Origin of the sequence: Emticicia sp. W12TSBA100-4, from assembly GCF_040253585.1 — a bacterium.
Taxonomy (GTDB): Bacteria; Bacteroidota; Bacteroidia; order Cytophagales; family Spirosomataceae; genus Emticicia.
Genome location: NZ_JBELAU010000002.1, coordinates 369838 through 392578 on the forward strand (window position 1 = coordinate 369838; position 22741 = coordinate 392578).

The 22741-nt window shown below is 38.6% G+C and carries 10 protein-coding genes; 3 read left to right on the forward strand and 7 right to left on the reverse strand.

Going from position 1 to position 22741, the window contains the following annotated elements:
* Positions 1-16: 16 nt before the first annotated feature.
* From ABR854_RS03835 to ABR854_RS03865, 7 genes are all read right to left on the reverse strand, one after another.
* Positions 17-322: a helix-turn-helix domain-containing protein gene (locus tag ABR854_RS03835; protein ID WP_350264028.1), complete on the reverse strand. Its 306-nt coding sequence runs from the start codon at positions 320-322 to the stop codon at positions 17-19.
* Entirely contained in the window at positions 319-516 is a 198-nt protein-coding gene (locus tag ABR854_RS03840) for a hypothetical protein (protein ID WP_350264029.1), read from the reverse strand. The genes ABR854_RS03835 and ABR854_RS03840 overlap by 4 nt, the downstream gene beginning before the upstream one ends.
* Positions 488-1108 (reverse strand): hypothetical protein, encoded by a 621-nt coding sequence (locus tag ABR854_RS03845; RefSeq protein ID WP_350264030.1) that lies wholly within the window; start codon positions 1106-1108, stop codon positions 488-490. Before ABR854_RS03845 ends, ABR854_RS03840 begins: the two co-directional genes overlap by 29 nt.
* 101 nt (positions 1109-1209) lie before the next feature.
* Complete coding sequence (locus tag ABR854_RS03850; protein ID WP_350264031.1) at positions 1210-3702, reverse strand: cation-translocating P-type ATPase; 2493 nt, start codon at positions 3700-3702, stop codon at positions 1210-1212.
* Between the two features lie 166 nt (positions 3703-3868).
* Complete coding sequence (locus ABR854_RS03855; RefSeq protein WP_350264032.1) at positions 3869-4378, reverse strand: HNH endonuclease; 510 nt, start codon at positions 4376-4378, stop codon at positions 3869-3871.
* Between the two features lie 186 nt (positions 4379-4564).
* Positions 4565-6277: a lysine--tRNA ligase gene (lysS, locus tag ABR854_RS03860; protein WP_350264033.1), complete on the reverse strand. Its 1713-nt coding sequence runs from the start codon at positions 6275-6277 to the stop codon at positions 4565-4567.
* A 168-nt stretch (positions 6278-6445) separates the two neighbouring features.
* The gene (locus ABR854_RS03865) at positions 6446-13009 is read right to left on the reverse strand and encodes a PAS domain S-box protein (protein ID WP_350264034.1); all 6564 of its coding nucleotides are present in this window, start codon (positions 13007-13009) and stop codon (positions 6446-6448) included.
* 511 nt (positions 13010-13520) lie between these two features.
* Here ABR854_RS03865 and rpoB point away from each other — a divergent pair.
* The 3 genes from rpoB to ABR854_RS03880 all read left to right on the forward strand — a co-directional run bounded on the left by rpoB (position 13521) and on the right by ABR854_RS03880 (position 22583).
* The gene (gene rpoB, locus ABR854_RS03870) at positions 13521-17378 is read left to right on the forward strand and encodes a DNA-directed RNA polymerase subunit beta (RefSeq protein WP_350264035.1); all 3858 of its coding nucleotides are present in this window, start codon (positions 13521-13523) and stop codon (positions 17376-17378) included.
* Positions 17379-17461: 83 nt separating this feature from the next.
* Complete coding sequence (gene rpoC / locus ABR854_RS03875) at positions 17462-21778, forward strand: DNA-directed RNA polymerase subunit beta' (protein ID WP_350264037.1); 4317 nt, start codon at positions 17462-17464, stop codon at positions 21776-21778.
* A gap of 355 nt (positions 21779-22133) precedes the next feature.
* Positions 22134-22583: a hypothetical protein gene (locus ABR854_RS03880; protein WP_350264038.1), complete on the forward strand. Its 450-nt coding sequence runs from the start codon at positions 22134-22136 to the stop codon at positions 22581-22583.
* Positions 22584-22741 lie beyond the last annotated feature (158 nt).

The window sequence follows — 22741 nt, forward strand, 5'->3', positions numbered from 1 at the left end:
CCCAAGTATTTTAAAGCTAACCTGCAACTGACTTAGAAGTAACATCTTTCAATAACAAGTTATTAATTGTTGGTTTCAACGAATTAAAAAATGACCGATTTTCTTCTGGCACATCTTCATCTGAAATTGAAAAAAACAATAAATATGATGTAGGAATTTCTAAAACCTCACATACTTTCTGTATGGTAGATTTTTGTGGAAATGTATTATTTAACTCAATTTGACAAAGAGCATTTACAGAAATTTCACATTTTTCGGCTAATTCTTTTTGTGAAATGCCTTTTTGCTTACGTAAAGTTTTAATTGCTGAACCAATATTCATAATTGTAAAATATCATCAATGATGTCTTTTAAATCGACATCTAATAAATCAAGAATTCTAAGTGAATAAAAGAGCTTTTTCAGAAAACCATTATTATCTCCTTTATTCAAACTTTCTACTATTAGTTTTTTATCTTCTTTTAAAAGGTTACTTTTTTCTATTTTTCTAATTAATTCCGCCGAATCTGATTTCATTTTTTATGAGAATTTTACTGTTGATACTATGAAAAACAGCTTCTCTAAGTTGATATATTGATATAATAGAGAAGCCAAAAGTGTTTATGGCAACTCTGTTGATATCATCTTCATCAACAATATAGGTATGAAATAAATTAGGTGGAGTTATGGTTAAAAATAAGTACTTAAGATATGTTATTACGATTTTCAGTCTAAATCTAAATCCTTTAGCTAATTTGAGAAGAAGTTTTTTTAAGATAGCTTTTTCCTGAGTAAAAATACTTTCATAACCCGCGTTACCTTCTATACCTCTACTATTTTCATCTAATCTTATTGTATGTTCAACAAAAAATTTATAATCAACATTTTTAAAATGTTCAAACAATTTACTTATACGAATAACATGTATAAATTTAGTTTTTACTTCTTCATTTTCTGGTGTATAATCAGCAAGATTAACCGCTAACACCTCACACAATTTATCCAATTGTATATCATCGATTTTAAAATTAGGGTTGTACTCTACATAAAAACCCTCTTTTTCCAAAATATCAACTATCTGAAGTATTCCAATATTTAATCTCTTTGCTATTAATGATAGTCTATACATTCTAAGCCTTTTAAAATTTATGAATCAAAGGTACTTTCTTTTAACAAAAATACAAGTACAAAATGTATTTTATTTTATTAATACAAATAAATCCACATTTTTCATCTCCTCTTCCACCATTTCACCACCTCAAACCAAATCACCGAGATAAAGCCGATGGCGGTACAAATGCCAAATTGGGCGATGTTCATCGGTGCAAAACCAAAGAAATTGGCCAACGGTGGTACGAAAATCAACAAGCCCAGCAAAACCAAAGTAATGGAGATAATCAATAGCACAAGATTATTTTTATACATCAAAGTCGTGAAAATTGAATAATAAAACGAGCGATTGACCAAAGTCAAGAAAATATTGGCAATAATCAGCGTAGCAAAAACCAACGTACGAGTAAGCGATTCATTATAGCCTTCATGCACACCGTATTGGTAAACAGCCAACGTTCCTGCTGTAATCATCAAGCCTTGTATAATACTGATAGTCAATTCTTTCCAACTAAAAAAAGTATTGGTGGCTGGTCTTGGTTGCTGGCTCATTGTGTTTTTTTCCATTGGCTCGTTTTCGTAAATAATAGAGCAGGTTGGCCCCATTATCAACTCCAAAAAGATGATGTGAACGGGCGAAAAAATATTCGGAAACAACCAACCCAAAGCCAATGGAATGAAAACCGTCAAGACAATCGGAATATGAATCGAAATAATGTACTGAATGGCTTTTTTGAGGTTGGTGTAAATCTTTCGTCCCATTGCCACGGCATCGACCATTTTTGATAAATCGTCTTCTACCAAAATCAAAGAAGCAGCTTGTTTAGCAATTTCTGTACCTTTTTTGCCCATCGCAATGCCAATGTGTGCCGCTTTGAGAGCTGGGCCATCGTTTACGCCATCGCCAGTCATGGCCACAATTTCATTTTGAGCTTTTAAGGCATTGATGATGCGTAGTTTTGCTTCAGGAAACATTCGGGTAAAAAGATTGGTATCTTTTACTCTTCTCTGCAATTCGGTTTCCGATAATTGCATCAATTCGTCGCCCGTGAGGCTGCGTTCGTGACCTTTAAAACCAATCTGTTTGGCAATGGCCGTTGTGGTGGCGGCATTATCGCCCGTGATGATTTTTACGTCAATTCCTGCTTTATAAAAACTATTCAAAACCGCTTGTATATTCTTTTTTGGTGGGTCATAAAACGCTACTAAACCTTTGAAACCAAACTTAAATTCTTGTTGAGTTTTGGGGTAATTATTTCCATCAAGTTGAGCCTCTCCTACTGCCAAAATCCTATAACCTTCTTTTGCCAAAGCGTCAATTACTTCGTTGATTTTTTGTTTTTCAGTTTCGGTCAAAACACTCACATTCATAATGGCTTCGGCAGCCCCTTTGGCCGCAATGAAGCGTTTTTCTGCTTTATCGGTAAAAATATGCGTCATCATGGGTGGTTTTCCTCCCAACGGATATTCGTGAACCAATTCAAAATTTGGGCGTTCGTCTTGCGAAATTATTTTTGCATAAGCTGCGTGCAAAGCAATTTCCATCGGGTCGAAAGGAATTGGTTCGCTTGCCCACATGGCTATTTCTATCAGGTTTTTCTCGGCATCTGTTAGTGTATTTTCTGGCTCAGAAATTTTATCCGAACCCAACACAAAAATCTTTGCCAATGACATTTTGTTTTCGGTAATCGTTCCTGTTTTGTCGGTACAAATGACGGTCGCACTTCCCAACGTTTCTACTGTCTTCATTTGTTTTACCACGATTCCCATTTTCATTAATCGCCACGCTCCCAAGGCCATAAAAGTCGTGAAAGCCACAGGAATTTCTTCGGGTAAAATACTCATCGCCAGCGTAAGGGCTTTGAGCAAACTATCCAAAACATCGTACGATTTGAAGTAATTAATTCCCCACACAACCAAGAAAACAATCGCCCCAACAATCACCATTTTCTTAACAAAATTGCTTATTTGTAACTCTAAAGGTGTTTCTTCTTCTTCAATGCTTTCGAGGCTTTCACCTATTTTACCCAGTTTGGTTTCATTACCGATAGCCGTTACGGTAGCAATCGCTAAGCCGCTGGCTACGCTTGTTCCCCTAAAAACTTGATTACCTTCTTTATTGGCATCTTTCTCGACCGAAAGCGATTCGCCCGTAAGAATTGATTCATTGACCGAAAAATCATTTGAATGAATAATAATTCCATCAGCAGCAATTAACGTTCCTTCCTCAACCACAAGGCTATCGCCAAGAACCAATTCTTCGCTCGAAATTTCAATGATTTCGCTATCACGAATAACTTTACAGGTAGGCTGCGTAAAGTTTTTAAGTTTTTCGAGAGCATCTCGACTACGGGAATCTTGATAGAGCGAAATCGTGGCCACCAGAACAATGGCAGATGCCAAAAAAATGCCATCGCCAATATCGCCACTGATGAAATAAATAATCGAAGCAACGAGCAGCAAAATCACCATTGGCTCTTTGACAAGACTCTTTACGGCTTCCAGAAAACCATTTTCTTTTTTGTAGTCGAGGCTATTACTACCAAATTTTTCTCTGGCTGCCAAAACCTGTTCCTGAGAAAGTCCATTGATATCGAAAATATTTGTAGGCATGGAAAGTAGATTTATATGGGCGTGAAATAGCCTTGTTATGCCAAAAGTAAGTAGTTTTTAAGGAAAAGCCGTATTTACGCCCTTTAAATATTTACGGCAAAAACCTGCAAGGTCTTTTCAGACCTTGCAGGTTTGATTATCAATGATTTATGATTAAATGAAAAACTTACGCACGTTCTTTTGTTCCTAAGAAAGGCAGCCAGTTCTCTTCGATAGAGCCTGCGAAATCTCGTAAAAACATAATAAAAGAAGGTTTGTAAGGTTTTTTGGGGAGAGAGAATCCCATTTCTTCGGGGGTGAGGTCGCCTTTTCGAGAATTGCAGCGGCGGCAGGCGGTTACGAGGTTATCCCAGTTAGTTTTTCCGCCTCTTGATTTTGGTAAAACGTGGTCGAGGGTGAGGTCGTCGTGGCTTCCACAATAAATGCACTTATTTCCGTCTCGCCTAAACACATTTTGCCTACTGAGCATCACGCCTTTAAATGGTAAACTGACATAATGATGAAGCCTTATGACTGAGGGAAGTGGATAGCTTTTATCGACGGTGCGAAGCATACCTTTTGGGGAATCGGAGACTAACTCGGCCTTATCGAGATAAACCAATAAAAAGGCCTTTGGCACGGTACAAATACTTAATGCACTATAATCGGCATTTAAAACTAACACTTTCCTGCTCATAAAACATTTAGAAATTAGCGGTTACATATTTGTAAGGCAAGATAATTAAAAGTTTTTAGTTTTTTTGCAAATGGTGTTGTAAAATATTTGTTAAGTTGCTGAAAGTGAGACGTATATGGGTGGGGTTGGGAATTAATGATTTGTAGAAATCGTAGGAACGTCCAAATTGGACGTTCCTACGATTTTTTACGAAACCCATTTTTCAACATCTTCCTTACTCGGCATTTTTTCGTCGATTCTGAGTTTCTTTCTCATGCCACCCAAATCATTGAAAATTTTATTGGCGTTGGCTTCTTTGAGTTGAGAAACCATCACGAAGCCCATTTTTTGTAAAGCTGGCACCCAAACTGCTGGAATACCAATCGCTTCGTAATCTGCTTCTTGTGAGAGTTCTTGTTTTTTCTCTGGTCGCATTTGCGGAAAGAACAATACTTCTTGAATACTCACGTTATCGGTCAACATCATCGTGAGGCGGTCGATACCGATACCAATACCTGCCGTTGGCGGCATTCCGTATTCGAGCGAGCGAATGAAATCTTCGTCCATGGCCATTGCTTCGTCGTCACCACGCTCTGCCAGTCTTGCTTGCTCTTCAAAACGCTCACGTTGGTCAATTGGGTCGTTTAGCTCAGAGTAGGCATTGGCCACCTCTTTTCCATTCACAAACAACTCAAAACGCTCAACCAAACCTGGTTTTGAACGGTGTTTCTTCGTCAGTGGCGACATCTCGACTGGATAATCAATAATGAATGTTGGCTGGATAAGGTTTGCCTCTACTTTTTCGCCAAAAATTTCGTCAATCAATTTGGCTTTGCCCATGGTGTCGTCAATTTCCATTCCCCACTGGCGGCAGTAAGCACGGGTTTCTTCTTCGGTCAATTCGCCCAAATTTACACCTGTATATTTTTCGATAGCTTCCAAAATACTCAAACGAGCAAATGGGCCAGCAAAATTCAATTCGTTTTCACCCAATTTGAAAGTCGTTGAACCATGAACGGCCATTGCTACTTTCTCGAAAATTTCTTCTGTAATTCCCATCATCCATTCGTAGTCTTTGTAGGCTACGTAGAATTCAAGTGAAGTAAATTCTGGGTTGTGCGTGCGGTCCATACCTTCATTGCGGAACATTTTCCCGAACTCATAAACACCTTCAAAACCACCCACAATGAGGCGTTTGAGGTAAAGTTCGTTAGCGATACGCATATACAACGGCATATCAAGCGTATTGTGGTGCGTAGCAAACGGACGTGCCGCTGCTCCACCGTGAATAGGCTGCAAAATTGGTGTTTCAACTTCTAACCACCCTTTATCATCAAACATTCTACGCATGGTGCTGATGATTTTTGCACGCTTGATGAAAACCTCTTTTACGTGCGGATTCACTATTAAATCAACGTAGCGTTGGCGGTAGCGTTGCTCTGGGTCAGAGAAAGCATCGTAGATTTTTCCATCAACTTCTTTGACAATTGGTAATGGGCGAAGCGATTTATTAAGAATCTTAAATTCGGTTACGTGAATCGAAGTTTCACCAGTTTGGGTGGTGAAAACATAGCCTTTTACACCAATAATATCACCAATATCAAGGAGCTTTTTGAAAACTGTATTATAAAGTGTTTTGTCTTCGTCTGGACAAAGGTCGTCACGACGGAAGTATAGTTGAATACGACCCGTTGAATCTTGCAATTCGGCAAAAGACGCACTTCCCATGATACGAAACGACATCAAACGACCTGCGATTGATACGTTTTTATAGTCGAGCTTATTATTTTCGTAGTTCTTCTCAATATCGGCGGCCGTTACGTTTACTTCAAATAAATCGGCAGGATATGGGTCGATGCCCATTGCCATGAGGTCTTGTCTTTTCTGACGGCGTAGTAATTCTTGTTCGCTAAGTGCCATTTATATTAATGTATAATGATTAATGTTTAATGATTAATGCAAGTTTTCATTAATCATTAAATCTCTATTTTTTGCAAAATTAAACAATCAATGTGAAGAATGACACATTATTAGTAAGCTATTTCTAAATCTAAAACCTATATCCTAACTCCTTAACCCAGCTTTTGTTTAATTTTCAGGGAATCGAATTTCGATTAATGTTCCTACTTCATCGTTTGGACTGGCTGGGTTTTCGATTCGGTCTTTGATTGAAAATACAATGCTGGCATCGTTGATTTTATTATAAGTCGTGAGGCGTTCAGTAGTAATTTTCAAACCTTGCGATTTATACCCTTTACTTGATTTACCTTGAATCTTTTCAGCATTTCGTCGGCCTACACCATCATCTTCTATTTTACAGATTAAATAACCTACTTCCTTGTAGAATCTAATACTTAAAACCCCTTTTTTGTGCTTATATCGGAGTCCATGATTGATGGCATTCTCAATAAATGGTTGCAGAATCATGGTCGGAATTTCGACATATTTATTCACCATAGAATCAACTGTGATTTCAAACTCAAATTTTCCTTCAAATCTGATTTTTTCTAACTCAATATAAAGCGTCAATAATTTAATCTCTTCAGCCAGTGGGATAAATTTACTGCGTGAAGAATCAAGGAATAAACGAATGAGTCGAGAGAACTTCGATAAATACAGGTTTGCCGTAAGTGTATCTTGGTTCATAACATAACTCTGAATCGAGTTGAGAGCATTGAACACAAAGTGCGGATTCATTTGCATCTGTAAAGCACGTAATTCTAACTCAACCTTTGCTCGATTAGCTTCTTCGGCTAATTCTTGGGCTTGTCGGAGGGCTTCTTCTGCTATCTTCTTTTCAGTAATGTCAGTCGTGATACCCATAATCATAAATGGTTCATCGTTATCGTTTCTGACTACTTTAGCAGCATTTTCGAGCCATTTGATGTTTCCGTGTGCATCAAAAATACGATAAATTCCATAAGCCGTTCCCAAAGAAAGTATCTCGTTTTCCATTTTCTCGCCAATTGCTCTATCCTCTGGAACAATAGCATCTTTCCAAAGATTAAAGTTTCGTTTCCATTCTCTTGAAGTTTTACCATAAACTTTCTCAAACGATTTACTTACAAGTATAAGCCTGTAATCTGGCATACTTACAGCCCACACGACCTCATCTAAAGAGTTCAAGATACTACTTAGCTTGTGTTCGCTTTCTCGGAGACGTTCTTCGACTTTTTTTCGCTCGGTTATGTCTCGAACAACACTGATATATCGGAATACTTTGTCGTTTTGATAAACAACCGTGACAGTATCTTCCCGCCAAATATAATAACCGTTTTTATGAAGCGTTCGGTATTGTAAATCGAATGTCTCAACTTTTTGACTGATGGTATTTTCAATGGTATTTCTGATACTTTCCCTATCATCAGGATGTACATATTCAAGCAAATTTCCTTCGCTCTGTTTGACACTTTCTTCAAAAGTAAATCCAAACATTTTTTGGAAAGATGGCGATGTATAGATAATACGAGTATTTTCTATCACAAAAATACCATCAGAAGTATTTTCAGCAATGAAACGGAAACGTTCTTCGCTTTCTTTCAATAAATTTTCGGCCTTTTTACGCTCCGAAATGTCAATCACAACTTCGATTTGTTGGATAAAATTGCCACCATCATCTTTTATTGCAGTGTTTAGAATTTCAATCCATTTTTTGTTTTTCTTAAACGTTTCTACCTCTAATTCAATATTGAAATTATAGCCATTGATGATGTCCATTTCGTTATGAATACCCTCATTACGTGGGTTAAATAAATCTCTCGGGCGTTGGCCAATCAATACAGAGAGTTCAACTTCCATCATTTCGAGGTAACTTTGATTAGCCCACAGAACTCGCCCTTCAATGTCGGCAATTAGCACGCCATTGGTGATTTTCTCAGCAACTAAAGAAAGCTGTTTTACTTCACTCTGAATTATTTTTCGTTCGGTAATGTCTGAGCAAATACCTGATATTCTGACCAACTCGCCAGCTTCGTTTCTGATTCCGAATGATTTCTGATAAATCCACTTTTCACCACCATCTTTAGTTTTTATTCTATACTCTACTTCTGACGAATTGTGAGTTTTGATTTGTTCGTCAATGATTTTATTAATGTTTTGGTCTTCTTCAAAAAGAAAATCTCTTACGAATGTATTTTGTTCATAGAAATAGGTTTGGTCGGGGCCTAAAACTTTTTTGCAAGAAGGACTCACATAAATGTACCGACGATTGACAACATCAAAGAGCAAGAAAACGTCTTCGAGGGTTTCGTTGAGTTGGCGGAAATTACTCTCGCTTTCACTAATGATTATCTCGTTATTGATACGTTCGATGGCATTAGCAATATTAGTTGCCAACGACAGCAAAATATTGATTTTATCTTCTGACCAAATCTGCTCATGCGTACAATCATCGAAACCAATAAAACCATAAAATTTATCTTTTATAAAAACAGGAAGCAATAGTACCGATAAAATAGCTTGCTTTCTCCATCTTTCTATGATTACGGGGTTTTGCAGTTCGCTTAGTTTCTTTTGAAAAATCTTATTTTGGAGCAGTGGTTCGGTGTAAAAACAAATATCATCGAAAGATAAATTATGGGTATCAGGATTATTGAGCTGCGAGCTAATACCAGTACGTACCCATTCTACTTTATGGCTAATCTTGTTAGTTTTAAAATCGTTTTCAAAGTAGTAAACCCTATCAGTTCCAATTGATTCTCCTACGAGCTTAAAAGTTTCGGAGAGTGTTTCTTCTATGTTTTTACTCACCAAAAGTTTTTCGGTAGTTTTGGCGACAGCTGCCAACATCTCGCTTTTGTAAAGTAATTCTTGTTGCTTTTCGAGCAATTGAGCTTCTGCTTTCTTTCTCTCGGTAATATCAATCTGAATTGTAGCAAAGGCTATTGCTTTTTTAGTGAGAGGGTCTCGCACTAAGAATGTCGTCGCATCGGTATATCTGACTTCTTTAGTTTTAAAGTTAATCAAATCATGCTCGCCTTGCCACATTCCATTTTCCAAAACCTGCGGCACAATTGTAGTATCAAGTAAAAGCCCACCTTGCTCTGAATGACAGTCTTTGGTAGTTAGTCCTTCAAAGTTATCACCAAAGCCTGAAATTTGCTTGGCTTTTTCATTCAAAAATATCAGATTTCCTCGCATATCCGACATTGCGATGAATGCACCCGAATACTTCACCAAGTTGACAAATTTTTCTTGTTCTACCTGAATCGCCAATAGCTGGGTTTGGGTATTTTTCAGTTCTTCATAACTCTGAACAAGGGCGATTTCGGCATGTTTTCGTTCCGTAATGTTCGAGATGATACCATCAAGCATGACTCGTTTTTCGACTTCATCAAAATACCATCTTCCTTTTTCGTTTACCCAGAGCGTCTCATTATTTTTGTTAATTATTCTATACTCTATCGTATATTCTCGGTTAGTTTCGCCTGAGTTTGCATTGACGTAATCTTTATCTTCGGGGTGAATAATGTCGGCATAGCTACGCTTATTATTCAAGATAAAATCTTCGGCAGGGTAGCCCGTCAGTTGTTCGATAGCATCGCTGACAAAAATCATTGTCCAAGTGGCATCATTCAAACACCTAAATGTTACGCTCGAAATATTGGAGATAAGGGTTCTGTACTGTAATTCTTTGTCTTTAATTATCTGAACGAGTTTTACTTGTTCATCAATATCTTGAAAAGTTCCATAAAGCCGCTTACACCTGCCATTGCTATACTCGGCTTGCCCTAAAGCTCTCACCCAACGCTCATTTCCTTTAAACGTAATGATTTGAACTTCTATATCGAAAGGTATTCCTTTCTTAAAACATTGGGTGAAAGACTCAAATACTCTTTCTCGGTCTTCTCCTTCTTTAAAAAATGTTAAGGCACTTTCGAGGTCTAAAACAAATTCTGGCGGAGCTTCGAGGGTTGCTTTATTTATATCTGAGAAAAATACCGTTTGATTTAATACATCAATTTCCCAACCTCCTACTTTAGCCACAAGGCTCGTTTGCTCCAGAATCTCTTTGGTGCGTTTGAGTTCTTTCTCGGCTTTTAGGCGTTTATCGGCCTCAATTCCCAGCGAAACAATGTCGGCTATCGAACGAGCAAAAGTTATATCATCATCAGACCAATACTTGATCTCATGTGTTTTTTCCCAACAAATCACACCGATCAACTCGCCACCAAGATAAATTGGCAAATCGAGCATCGACTTGATATTGGTTGATTTTAAGTAAACTTCCGAAAACTCCTGTGTATATTTATGTGTGTGGGCATCATCGGCCACAATAGCTACTTCATTTCTTATTCCGTGAAAATAATTCGGAAAATCAGCTTCTTGTATTGTTTCGGCAGTTGAATGCTTTTGAGTTTCTTGTGTGAATAAATCAACACAAGAAATCTGATTTTCTTGGAAAAGCCAAACACTTACTCGCTCAACATCAGTGCCTTCAGCCGCTGCTTCGGTTATTGTGTGCAATCCTTCTTTCCAAAAATCACCCTCGTCGAGATGAGTCTTAGATAAACGTATCAGAATATCATTTTGAAGTAGCACCCGCTCTTGTCGGAGTTGATTGGCGATTTCTTGATTTTTACGTTCACTGATATCTCTTGCCGTAATCAAACGCATAACCAAATAACCCGTTGAATCATAGATGAGCGTCACAGAATCTTCACGCCAAACATAATGCCCTTTTTTATGCAAAAACCGCACATGATAAGTAAGTTTTGGTGTTTGGGTTTTAATCGCATTCCGATACAGTTTTCTGAGAAACTCGTGGTCTTCGGGGTGGAAGAACTCATAAATGTTACGTTCCGAAATAGAAATTGCTTCTTCAGTAGTATAACCAAATTGGCGTTCGTGAGCCGATGATAAGTATGAAACCTTGTCATTCTCAAAGACAATCACAACATCCGAGATATTCTCACTGATGTATCTAAATTTCTCTTCGCTTTGTTTGAGGGCAGTTTTGGCTTTAACTTGTTGGTCAATGTCTTGCACAATCCCATAAACCCTTCGACAAACGCCGTCAACAAATTCGGCTGCACCTTTGGCTCTTACCCAACGTTTTTTTCCGAGTGCTGTTATGATTGCTATCTCAAGGTCATAAGCAACTCCTTCTTTTATGCATCTATTAATGGCATTCAGAAGTAAATTTTTTGAATCATTTTCATCAAAATAATTAAGTACTTGACTAAAATCTGACTCTCTTTCGTCAGAAACCTCAAAAATCTCTTTAGTTATTTTAGAAGAATATACTTTTTGTTCAGCGAGATTATACTCCCAACCCCCTACTCTGGCCACACGATTGGTCTGTTCGAGTACTTCCTTCGTACGTTTGAGTTCGAGTTCGGCCTTTTTGTTTTCAGTAATATTTCGGGCGATGCAAATAATTTCAGTCAGATTACCATCATCATCATCAAGTGGCGAAATAACTACACTAAACCACTGGCGACCAAGCTCCGACTGTAAACTATATTCAACATTCGATTTTTTGTGAGTAGAAATGGTCTTATCAATCGCCGTTTTGATAGCCTTGAGGGCATCATCTGGAAAATCGATTTCATTAATATTTTTTCCAAGAAACAGTGAGGGGGGAATGAGTAACTCTTCATTATTTTCGTTTTGATAATACTCCGTAAAAACAAAGTCTAAGTTCAGAACAAAAACTAAGTCTCCGATATTTGCTAATAAGCTATTTAGACGATTATTGGTAGTTGTGAGCTGCGTTTCAGTTTTTTTTATGTCGGTTATATCTCGACCAACTTTCAAAATCAAATCATTGTTAAAAACCTCCTCATGCCAATCAAGAAACTTATGGCCACCTTCATTTATCTTTATTTGTTTAATTTTACTACTATCATTTTTCTCGAATCCCAATTTTTCTTGGATCTCCGATTCCCAGCTTTGACCAATCCATTCATCAGTATTATACCCTAAAATCTCTTCTACGTTTTTGCTTACAAAAGTTATGATCCCCTCCTGATTTACACCAATAATGAGCAGATTACCTCGATTGACAAAATTATATGCGAAAAATAGATTTTCTTTAATACTCAAATCAATGTAGTGAATTACATAATTGATAATAAAAGCAATAAATGAGCTATTAAAGTAAATGATAAAATCTTTGGTAGAAATAATCTCAAGCATGACCAACCCTACTAAAGCGGCCACAATCGCAAGAAGGTATGTATAAAAATACTTGAATGTATAAAAAACATAATAGGAAATCATATTGACAAGCGTAAACTCAGCCAATGTCAGAAAATCCATTTGTCCATTCGAAGCAATTTTGTAGAGAACTAAAGAGTTATAAACCACAAAAAAGGTTGAAAAAAGACGATGTAGGTTCTTACGAATGAAGGCGAAGTACCTGCTGAAAAATGCAATTCCCAGACAAAACAACCCAACTATGATATTATAAAATAGTTCGCTTTCTTTTCTGACTGAAAACAGCTCAATATAAAGCTCACTAAACGGCACAAATATACCAACGCCCCAAAAATAGAGTACATAACGATAATAATGCTTTGATAAGTCTTCTACGTTATTAATATAAATATGACGATACTTAGTGTATGAGTTTTTCATTAATGAAAAAACCAATACCAAAGCAATAGCTATGATTGATACAAAAGCTAAATATTGTAGAGCTTCGCTCATGAATTAAACATTGTGAAATATATAAGGTTCGTAAGTAAATCTAATACAAGCAAATACCATACTACTTTATATGGTATTAATAATAAAATCAAGGATACTTTCTACAAAAACGAGATTCGATGATTAACCGGTATTAGTTTTTAAATTTACCCCTAAAATTTTAAAAAGCCGATAAGCTCTTAATTTAATTCCACAATTCATAAAAAAATATTGATTATAAACGAAAAAAACTAATAAAACTTTGTTTTTTTCGTTATCATTCCGTAATTTCGCACCCTATTTAAGATTACCCCAGAAAAATACGCTTTTCATTAGTAGAATTTTTGTCCGATACACGGCTGTTTTCGTAGGATAGTCGCACAGGGATAATCATTCGCTTCACTACGATATATTTTTGCTTTTAGCAATTAGCCCTTAGCGATTAGCTTTCTTTAATTTTAAAAAGCTAATAACTAATAGCCAAAAGCTAACAGCCCCTGAAAAAAATTTATCACTTAAAACTTTTCAAACCTTGAATCTGACAGAAACCGGTAGAAAAAGTTTCGCAACGGTAAAGCCGCTCATCGAATACCCAGACTTCTTGGATATTCAGGTAAAATCTTTCCAAGATTTTTTCCAGATTGAGACTCCAGCCGAAAATCGCAAAATGGAAGGGCTTTTCAATGTATTTGCCGAAAACTTCCCGATCGCCGACTCACGTGAAAACTACGTGTTGGAATTCGTCGATTACACCATCGACCCACCAAAATACTCAGTTGATGAGTGTATTGACCGTGGTCTTACTTACGCTGTGCCTTTAAAAGCAAAATTGCGTTTGATTTGTAATGATACCGACAACGAAGACTTCGAGACAATCGAGCAAGAAGTATTCTTGGGTAACATTCCATACATGAATGGTCGTGGCTCATTCGTTATCAACGGAGCTGAGCGTGTTATCGTATCACAATTACACCGTTCGCCAGGTGTGTTCTTCTCAATGAGCAAGCACACAAATGGAACGAAACTTTATTCAGCTCGTGTAATCCCGATGAAAGGTTCGTGGATTGAATTCTCGACTGACGTAAACAACGTAATGTATGCATACATCGACCGTAAGAAAAAATTCCCAGTTACAACATTGCTTCGTGCAATCGGTTTTGGTTCTGATAAAGACATCCTCAACCTTTTCGGTTTGTCAGAAGAAATCCCTGGCACTCGTGAAGCCTTGAAAAAATCAATCGGTCGTCGTCTTGCTGCACGTGTATTACGTACATGGACAGAAGACTTCGTAGATGAAGATACTGGTGAGGTTGTTTCAATCGACCGTAACGAGGTAATCTTAGAGCGTGACTCTATTATCTCTGATGATGACATTGACACTATCTTAAACACTGAGCAAAAATCAATCATTTTGCACCGTGAAGATGCCAACGTATCAGAATTTAACATCATTTATAATACGTTACAACGTGATAGCTCAAACTCTGAAAAAGAAGCCGTTGAGCAAATCTACCGTCAGTTACGTAACACCGAAGCACCTGACGAAGCAACCGCTCGTGAGATTATCCAAGGATTGTTCTTCTCTGACAAACGTTATGATTTAGGAGAAGTAGGTCGCTACCGTGTAAACACAAAATTGAGTTTGACTACACCACTCGAAACTGGTGTATTGACAACCCAAGATATTGTCGAAATCGTTAAGTTCCTTATCCAGCTTATCAACTCAAAAGCAGTTGTCGATGATATTGACCACTTATCGAATCGTCGTGTTCGTACCGTAGGAGAGCAACTTTACGCACAATTTGGTGTAGGTTTGGCTCGTATGGCTCGTACAATTAAAGAACGTATGAACGTTCGTGATAACGAAGACTTCAAACCTGTTGATTTGATTAATGCTCGTACGCTTTCTTCAGTAATCAACTCATTCTTTGGTACCAACCAGCTATCACAGTTCATGGACCAAACCAACCCTTTGGCCGAAATCACGCACAAGCGTCGTATGTCGGCACTCGGGCCAGGTGGATTGAGCCGTGAGCGTGCAGGTTTCGAGGTTCGTGACGTTCACTATACGCACTACGGTCGTTTGTGTACTATCGAAACTCCAGAGGGTCCAAACATCGGTTTGATTTCGTCGCTTTGTACGTATGCCAAAATTAACAGCATGGGCTTCATCGAAACCCCTTATGTTAAGATTGAAAACGGTAAATTAACCAAAGAATTAGTTTATTTAACTGCCGAAGAAGAAGACGGAAAAAATATTGCGATGGCAACTGCCGATGTTGATGCCGACGGAAACTTCTTGGTTGATACATTGAAATGTCGTTATGAAGGTGACTTCCCAATGAAGACTCCAGATTCAATCGACTACATGGATATTGCCTCAAATCAGATTGTATCAGTGGCCGCTTCAATGATTCCATTCATTGAGCATGATGATGCCAACCGTGCCTTGATGGGCTCAAACATGCAACGTCAAGCAGTGCCATTGTTGCGTCCAGAAGCTCCAATCGTAGGTACAGGTCTTGAAGGCCGTTTGGCTCGTGACTCACGTACTTTAGTTGTTGCTGAAGAAGATGGTGTTATCGAATACGTTGATGCAAATGTTATCAAGGTTCGTTATAACTGGACAACAGAACAATCATTGGTGAGCTTCGATACTAACGTAACTTCTTATGAACTTATCAAGCACCGTCGTACGAACCAAGATACTTGTATCAACATTCGTCCGATTGTATTGAAAGGTCAAGAAGTGAAAAAAGGTCAAATTCTTGTAGAAGGATATGCTACTCAAGGCGGAGAACTTGCTCTCGGACGTAACCTCTTGGTTGCCTTCATGCCTTGGCAAGGATATAACTTTGAGGATGCGATTGTAATCTCTGAGAGAGTTGTTCGTGAAGATATTTTCACATCAATTCACATCGAAGAATACGAACTCGAAGTACGTGACACAAAACGTGGAGAAGAAGAATTAACTGCTGAGATTCCAAACGTTTCGGAAGAAACAGTGAAGAACCTCGACGAAAACGGTATCGTTCGCACTGGTACACGTGTACGTGAAGGAGATATTCTAATCGGTAAGATTACTCCAAAAGGAGAATCAGACCCAACTCCAGAAGAAAAACTCCTCCGTGCTATCTTCGGCGATAAAGCAGGTGACGTGAAAGATGCTTCGAAAAAAGCACCACCATCAATGGACGGTGTGATCATCGACACAAAACTTTTCTCTCGCCCAAGTAAAGAAGAGCGTTCGAAACACAAAGACGAACTAAAAGCATTGATGAAGAAACACGGACGCCAATTAATCGAACTCCGTGGTTTAATGATTGATAAAATGGTTGAATTGCTTGATGGCAAAACAACTGTAGGTGTGAAACATAAATTTGGAGATGAGCTTATCTCTAAAGGCATGAAGTTCAACCGTGGAAACATCACTAATAATTTATTCCCAGACAAAAACAATTATGTTGACGAAAGCCAATATAATGTTCCTGAAGAAGTAAACTTATTGGGAGATGTTATCTTAGATGGTTGGACAGAAGACCCAGCTTTCAATAAACTAATCGTAACACTTTGTAAGAACTACTTGGCTCGCCGTAGCGAAGTAATCGGTCGATTCAAACGTGAGCGTTTTGTATTGGAAGTTGGTGATGAATTACCAGCAGGTATCGTGAAATTGGCTAAAGTTTACATCGCTAAGAAACGTAAGTTGAAAGTGGGTGACAAGATGGCGGGTCGTCACGGAAATAAAGGGGTTGTTGCTCGTATTGTTCGTGATGAAGACATGCCATTTACGGCAGAAGGTCAGCCAATGGACATCGTGTTGAACCCACTTGGTGTACCTTCTCGTATGAACATCGGTCAGCTATACGAAGTTGTATTAGGTCTTGCGGGTAGAAAATTAGGACGTAAATATGCTACACCAATCTTTGATGGTGCTACTGAAGAAGAAGTATCAGCCGAATTGGCAGAAGCAGGTTTACCACCTTACGGACGTTCGCAACTCTACAACGGTTTGACTGGTGAGCCATTCGACCAAAAAGTAACCGTAGGTATCATGTATATGATGAAGCTCGGTCACTTAGTTGATGATAAAATGCACGCCCGTTCAATCGGACCATACTCACTCATTACGCAACAACCATTGGGTGGTAAAGCACAATTTGGTGGTCAGCGTTTCGGAGAGATGGAAGTTTGGGCATTGGAAGCATTCGGTGCATCGCATATCTTACAAGAAATCTTGACTGTAAAATCTGATGATGTATTGGGTCGTGCCAAAGCATACGAAGCAATCGTAAAAGGAGAGAATTTGCCAAAACCAAATATCCCAGAATCATTCAACGTATTGGTTCACGAATTACGAGGCTTAGCATTAGAGATTACTTTGCAGTAGTCTGAAAATATAAAGGTGTGTTTTTCTACGGAATTACACACCTCAAAATGAGCTTATCATTTTCACATCAATCATACTTGAAAATGTCTTTAAAGAAAAATAAAAAACTCAATAGTGACTTCCAGAGCATCACTATCAGTTTGGCTTCACCAGAGTCAATCTTAGAAAGCTCTTTTGGCGAGGTTACTCAACCTGAGACAATCAACTATCGTACTTACAAACCCGAAATGGGCGGTTTGTTTTGCGAGCGTATCTTTGGGCCAGTAAAAGACTGGGAATGTCACTGTGGTAAATACAAACGTATTCGCTACAAAGGTATCATCTGCGACCGTTGTGGTGTAGAAGTTACCGAAAAGAAAGTACGTCGTGAACGTATGGGACACATCGAACTCGTTGTGCCTGTGGCTCACATTTGGTACTTCCGTAGTTTACCAAACAAAATTGGTTACTTAGTAGGTATGTCGTCGAAGAAACTCGACCAAATTATTTACTACGAAAGATACGTTGTTATCCAACCAGGTATCAAAGGTGAAGATGGCGTTTCTAAAAACGACTTCTTGACTGAAGAAGAATATTTGGACATCATGGACAAATTGCCACGTGATAACCAAATGCTCGACGATAAAGACCCAAATAAATTTATCGCCAAAATGGGTGCTGAAGCTTTAGAAATGATGCTTTCTCGCCTTGATTTAGACCAATTATCATACGACCTTCGTCATGCTGCGGCTACCGATACTTCACAACAACGTAAGGCAGATGCCTTGAAACGTTTGAAAATCGTAGAAGCTTTACGTGATGCAAACACTCGTATCGAAAATAAACCTGAGTGGATGGTTATCCGTATGGTGCCAGTTATTCCACCAGAATTGCGTCCGTTAGTGCCATTGGATGGTGGTCGTTTCGCAACTTCTGACTTAAATGACCTTTACCGTCGTGTGATTATCCGTAACAACCGTTTGAAACGTTTGTTGGAAATCAAAGCTCCAGAAGTAATCTTACGTAACGAAAAACGTATGTTACAAGAGGCTGTTGACTCATTGTTCGACAACTCTCGTAAAGTAAACGCTGTTCGTTCGGAAGGTAACCGTGCCTTGAAATCACTTTCTGATATGTTGAAAGGAAAGCAAGGACGTTTCCGTCAGAACTTACTTGGAAAGCGTGTTGACTACTCTGGTCGTTCGGTAATCGTTGTAGGTCCAGAATTGAAACTACACGAGTGCGGACTTCCAAAAGATATGGCGGCCGAACTTTTCAAACCGTTCATTATCAGAAAATTAATTGAGCGTGGAATTGTTAAGACCGTAAAATCTGCTAAGAAAATCGTTGACAGAAAAGACGCCGTAGTTTGGGATATTTTGGAAAACGTATTGAAAGGACACCCAGTTCTTTTGAACCGTGCCCCTACTCTCCACAGACTTGGTATTCAGGCTTTCCAACCTAAATTGGTGGAAGGAAAAGCTATCCAATTGCACCCACTCGTTTGTACAGCCTTCAACGCTGACTTTGACGGTGACCAGATGGCCGTTCACGTGCCGCTTGGTCAGGAAGCAATCATGGAGGCTTCAATCTTGATGTTGGCTGCTCATAATATCTTGAACCCTGCCAACGGAGCTCCAATCACTGTACCTTCTCAGGACATGGTATTGGGTCTTTACTTCGTAACGAAAGGACGTAAATCAACTCCTACTCACAAAGAGCCAGGTGAAGGTCTTACTTTCTACTCGCCAGAAGAAGTAATCATTGCGATGAACGAAGGTGCGGTTTCAAAACACGCTCACATCAAGTGTCGTGTGAAGGTAAAAGACGAAAACGGCAATTTAGTTTGGAAAATCGTTGATACCGTTGCTGGACGTATTTTGTTTAACCAGTGTGTACCTGAAGAAGTAGGTTACCTCGACGAATTATTGACTAAGAAAAAGCTACAACAGCTTATCGGTCGTGTATTCAAAGAAGCTGGTTATGCTCGTACAGCACAATTCTTAGATGACATCAAGCAATTAGGTTATCAAACAGCCTTCCGTGGAGGTTTGTCTATCGGTTTGGATAACATCATTATCCCAGAAGAAAAGGCAAAACTCGTTGAAGATGCGAAAAAAGAAGTAGAAGAAGTACAAAACAACTATATGTTCGGTATCATTACTGAGCGTGAGCGTTATAACCAAATCATTGATATTTGGGGACGTGTAAATAGTTCGATGCGTGTGATTCTATTGAAACAATTGGAAGAAGACCAAGCTGGTTTCAACCCAATTTATATGATGATGCACTCGGGAGCTCGTGGTTCGCAAGAACAAGTGCGTCAGCTCGGTGGTATGAGAGGTTTGATGGCAAAACCACAAAAGAATATTCAAGGCTCGGTTGGAGAAATCATCGAAAACCCAATCTTGTCTAACTTTAAAGAAGGTCTCGACGTACTCGAATACTTTATCTCAACACACGGTGCTCGTAAAGGTTTGGCCGATACAGCCCTAAAAACTGCCGATGCTGGTTACTTAACTCGTCGTTTGCACGATGTTGCACAAGACGTAGTAGTAAACGAAATCGACTGCGGAACTTTACGTGGTATTCAAGTTTCAGCTTTGAAAGACAACGAAGATATTGTTGAGCCACTTTCTGAGCGTATCTTGGGCCGTACATCAGTTTATGACGTAATCGACCCATTGACGAAGAAACTTATTGTAAAAGCTGGCGAAGAAATCACAGAAGAAATTGCTGCTGAAATCGACGAAACAGCTATAGAAACAGTTGAAATTCGCTCAGTATTGACTTGCGAAACGCAAACGGGTGTTTGTGCGAAATGTTATGGACGTAACTTGGCTACTGGCCGTATGTCGGAAGGTGGCGAAGCAGTTGGTGTAATTGCCTCACAATCAATCGGTGAGCCAGGTACTCAGCTTACACTCCGTACGTTCCACACAGGGGGTACTGCCCAAAACGTTGCTTCGGAAGCAAACATCAAAGCGAAATTTGCTGGAACAATCCAACTCGAAGAAATGCGTACCGTACAGTCAACTGACCGTGAAGGTAACGAAATTACAACTGTGTTGGGTCGTCGTGGAGAAATTCGTATCATCGAAACAGGTACAAACAACGTACTTATCGTAAATAACGTACCTTACGGTGCTACTTTGGAAGTAAAAGACGGACAGCAAGTTGCTAAAAACGATGTTCTTTGTCATTGGGATCAATTTAACGCCGTAATCCTTGCTGATATTGATGGTGTGGTAGAATACGATGCTATCGAAGAGAATATAACTTATAAAGAAGAAGCCGATGAGCAAACTGGTTTCCGTGATAAAGTTATCATCGAATCGAAAGACCGTACTAAGAACCCTTCAATCATCGTAAGAACAAGCAATGGTGAAGAAGAAAAAGCCTACAACTTGCCTGTATTGGCTCGTTTGACGGTAGAAGATGGCAAAATTATCAAAGCGGGACAAATCTTAGCTAAGATTCCACGTGCTATCAACATGAACCGAGATATTACGGGTGGTTTACCTCGTATCACGGAGTTGTTTGAGGCTCGTAACCCTTCAAATCCTGCGGTTGTATCAGAGATTGACGGTATCGTACAATACGGTGCTATCAAACGTGGTAATCGTGAGATTTTTGTGGAAGCAAAAGATGGTATCAAGATGAAATACATGGTGCCTTTGTCGAAATTATTCTTAGTACAAGACGGAGACTTCGTTTTGGCAGGTGACCCACTTTCTGATGGAGCTATCACACCAGCCGATATTCTTCGTATCAAAGGGCCAACCGCCGTACAAGAATACTTAGTAAACGAAGTACAAGCCGTATATCGTCAACAAGGGGTAAAAATCTCTGATAAGCACATCGAAACGATTGTTCGCCAAATGATGCAAAAAGTAGAGGTTATTGACTCTGGTGATACACTCTTCTTAGATAACCAAATGGTTGACAAGTGGGTTGTACGTGCAGGAAACGATAAGATTCTTGACAAAAAAGTAGTAATGGACGCTGGTGCTTCTGATAAGTATAAGCCAGGCCAAATTATTACTGCCCGTGAAATGCGTGACGAAAATAGCCGCTTGAAACGTGCTGACTTAGCACAACTTGTGGTTCGTGATGCAATGCCAGCCGTTGCTCGTCCGACATTACAAGGTATCACTACGGCATCATTGGGTACGGAATCATTCATGTCAGCGGCATCGTTCCAAGAGACCACTAAAGTGTTATCAGAAGCTGCCGTAAGAGGTAAGCGTGATACACTCGAAGGCTTGAAAGAGAACGTTATCGTTGGTCACTTGATTCCTGCTGGAACGGGTAATCGTAAATATCAAAATATTCAAGTGGGTAGCAAAGCAGAAATCGAAGCAGCAGCCGAAAAGAAAAGACAACAAGAGGCAGCAAAACAACGCAGAGAGTATGTTTAATTCTAATTGAGAATTAAGAATGGAGAATGAGTAATTCTCTTTATATAAAACACAAAAAAGGTCGAGCATTTTGCTTGACCTTTTTTGTTTATCCAAGGCTTGAAAAGACATTCCAAGCCTTTTTTATTGAAAAACAAGCCAAAATCTCATAAAACTTTAAGATGAACTTACGGTATTATTTCAATATTCGTTGAATTTTCCAACCGAGTACTTGTACTATTCGTGGATTGCTATTTGAAGTGTTTGAAAAATTATTCAAAATTGTGTTAGTTTTTTTTGAAAGAAACTAAGGATAAACCCTTGTCTATTAAATAGTTATAGTTTTTTCTTTATCAACAATCTAACACTTACGCACATGAAAAACTCAACAAACACACTCAGAAAATTTGTACTTTTGGCAGTAATTGGTTGTTTCGTACATCTAAAAACTCAAGCCCAATTTCTTGCCACTATCGTAGAATCATCCGAAAGCGAAATTCCAGAAAAACCCAATTTTACACCACTTGCCACTCCATCAAAATTATTTTTAGCCAATATTCGTCCGATTGAAAAGGGGCAAAAAATTGAACTACGCTACTGGAAAAAGGAAGGTATTAAAATGACGGTTTCTCTGTATGATGGCAACTCGCATTTAATTTATGAAAGAGAATTGGGAAGATATGATTGGGGGAATTTTATTTCAAAATACGATATTTCAACTTTATCAGTAGGCTCATACCTGTTTAAGCTCAAAAGTGAGGACGAAATTTGGAATAAAAGTTTCGAGATTCATAAAGATTACACACATAGTGTTGCAATTCGATAGTTTTTTTAGCGATTTTTAAGATTTCTCTGGTCAGGTTTTGCCTGACCTTTTTTGTTTATATCCAATAGCTGAGTAGATTTGCTAATAAATAGCTAACCACAATTTTCTAAACAAACCAAAACTAATCGTAACATGATTCGTTTTATCTAAATCCAATA

Coding starts and splice junctions, on each gene's coding strand:
- ABR854_RS03865 (WP_350264034.1), bottom strand. CDS start 13,009: ATGAGCGAAGCTCTACAATATTTAGCTTTTGTATCAATCATAGCTATT.
- ABR854_RS03855 (WP_350264032.1), bottom strand. CDS start 4,378: ATGAGCAGGAAAGTGTTAGTTTTAAATGCCGATTATAGTGCATTAAGT.
- ABR854_RS03835 (WP_350264028.1), bottom strand. CDS start 322: ATGAATATTGGTTCAGCAATTAAAACTTTACGTAAGCAAAAAGGCATT.
- ABR854_RS03845 (WP_350264030.1), bottom strand. CDS start 1,108: ATGTATAGACTATCATTAATAGCAAAGAGATTAAATATTGGAATACTT.
- lysS (WP_350264033.1), bottom strand. CDS start 6,277: ATGGCACTTAGCGAACAAGAATTACTACGCCGTCAGAAAAGACAAGAC.
- ABR854_RS03850 (WP_350264031.1), bottom strand. CDS start 3,702: ATGCCTACAAATATTTTCGATATCAATGGACTTTCTCAGGAACAGGTT.
- ABR854_RS03840 (WP_350264029.1), bottom strand. CDS start 516: ATGAAATCAGATTCGGCGGAATTAATTAGAAAAATAGAAAAAAGTAAC.
- rpoC (WP_350264037.1), top strand. CDS start 17,462: ATGTCTTTAAAGAAAAATAAAAAACTCAATAGTGACTTCCAGAGCATC.
- ABR854_RS03880 (WP_350264038.1), top strand. CDS start 22,134: ATGAAAAACTCAACAAACACACTCAGAAAATTTGTACTTTTGGCAGTA.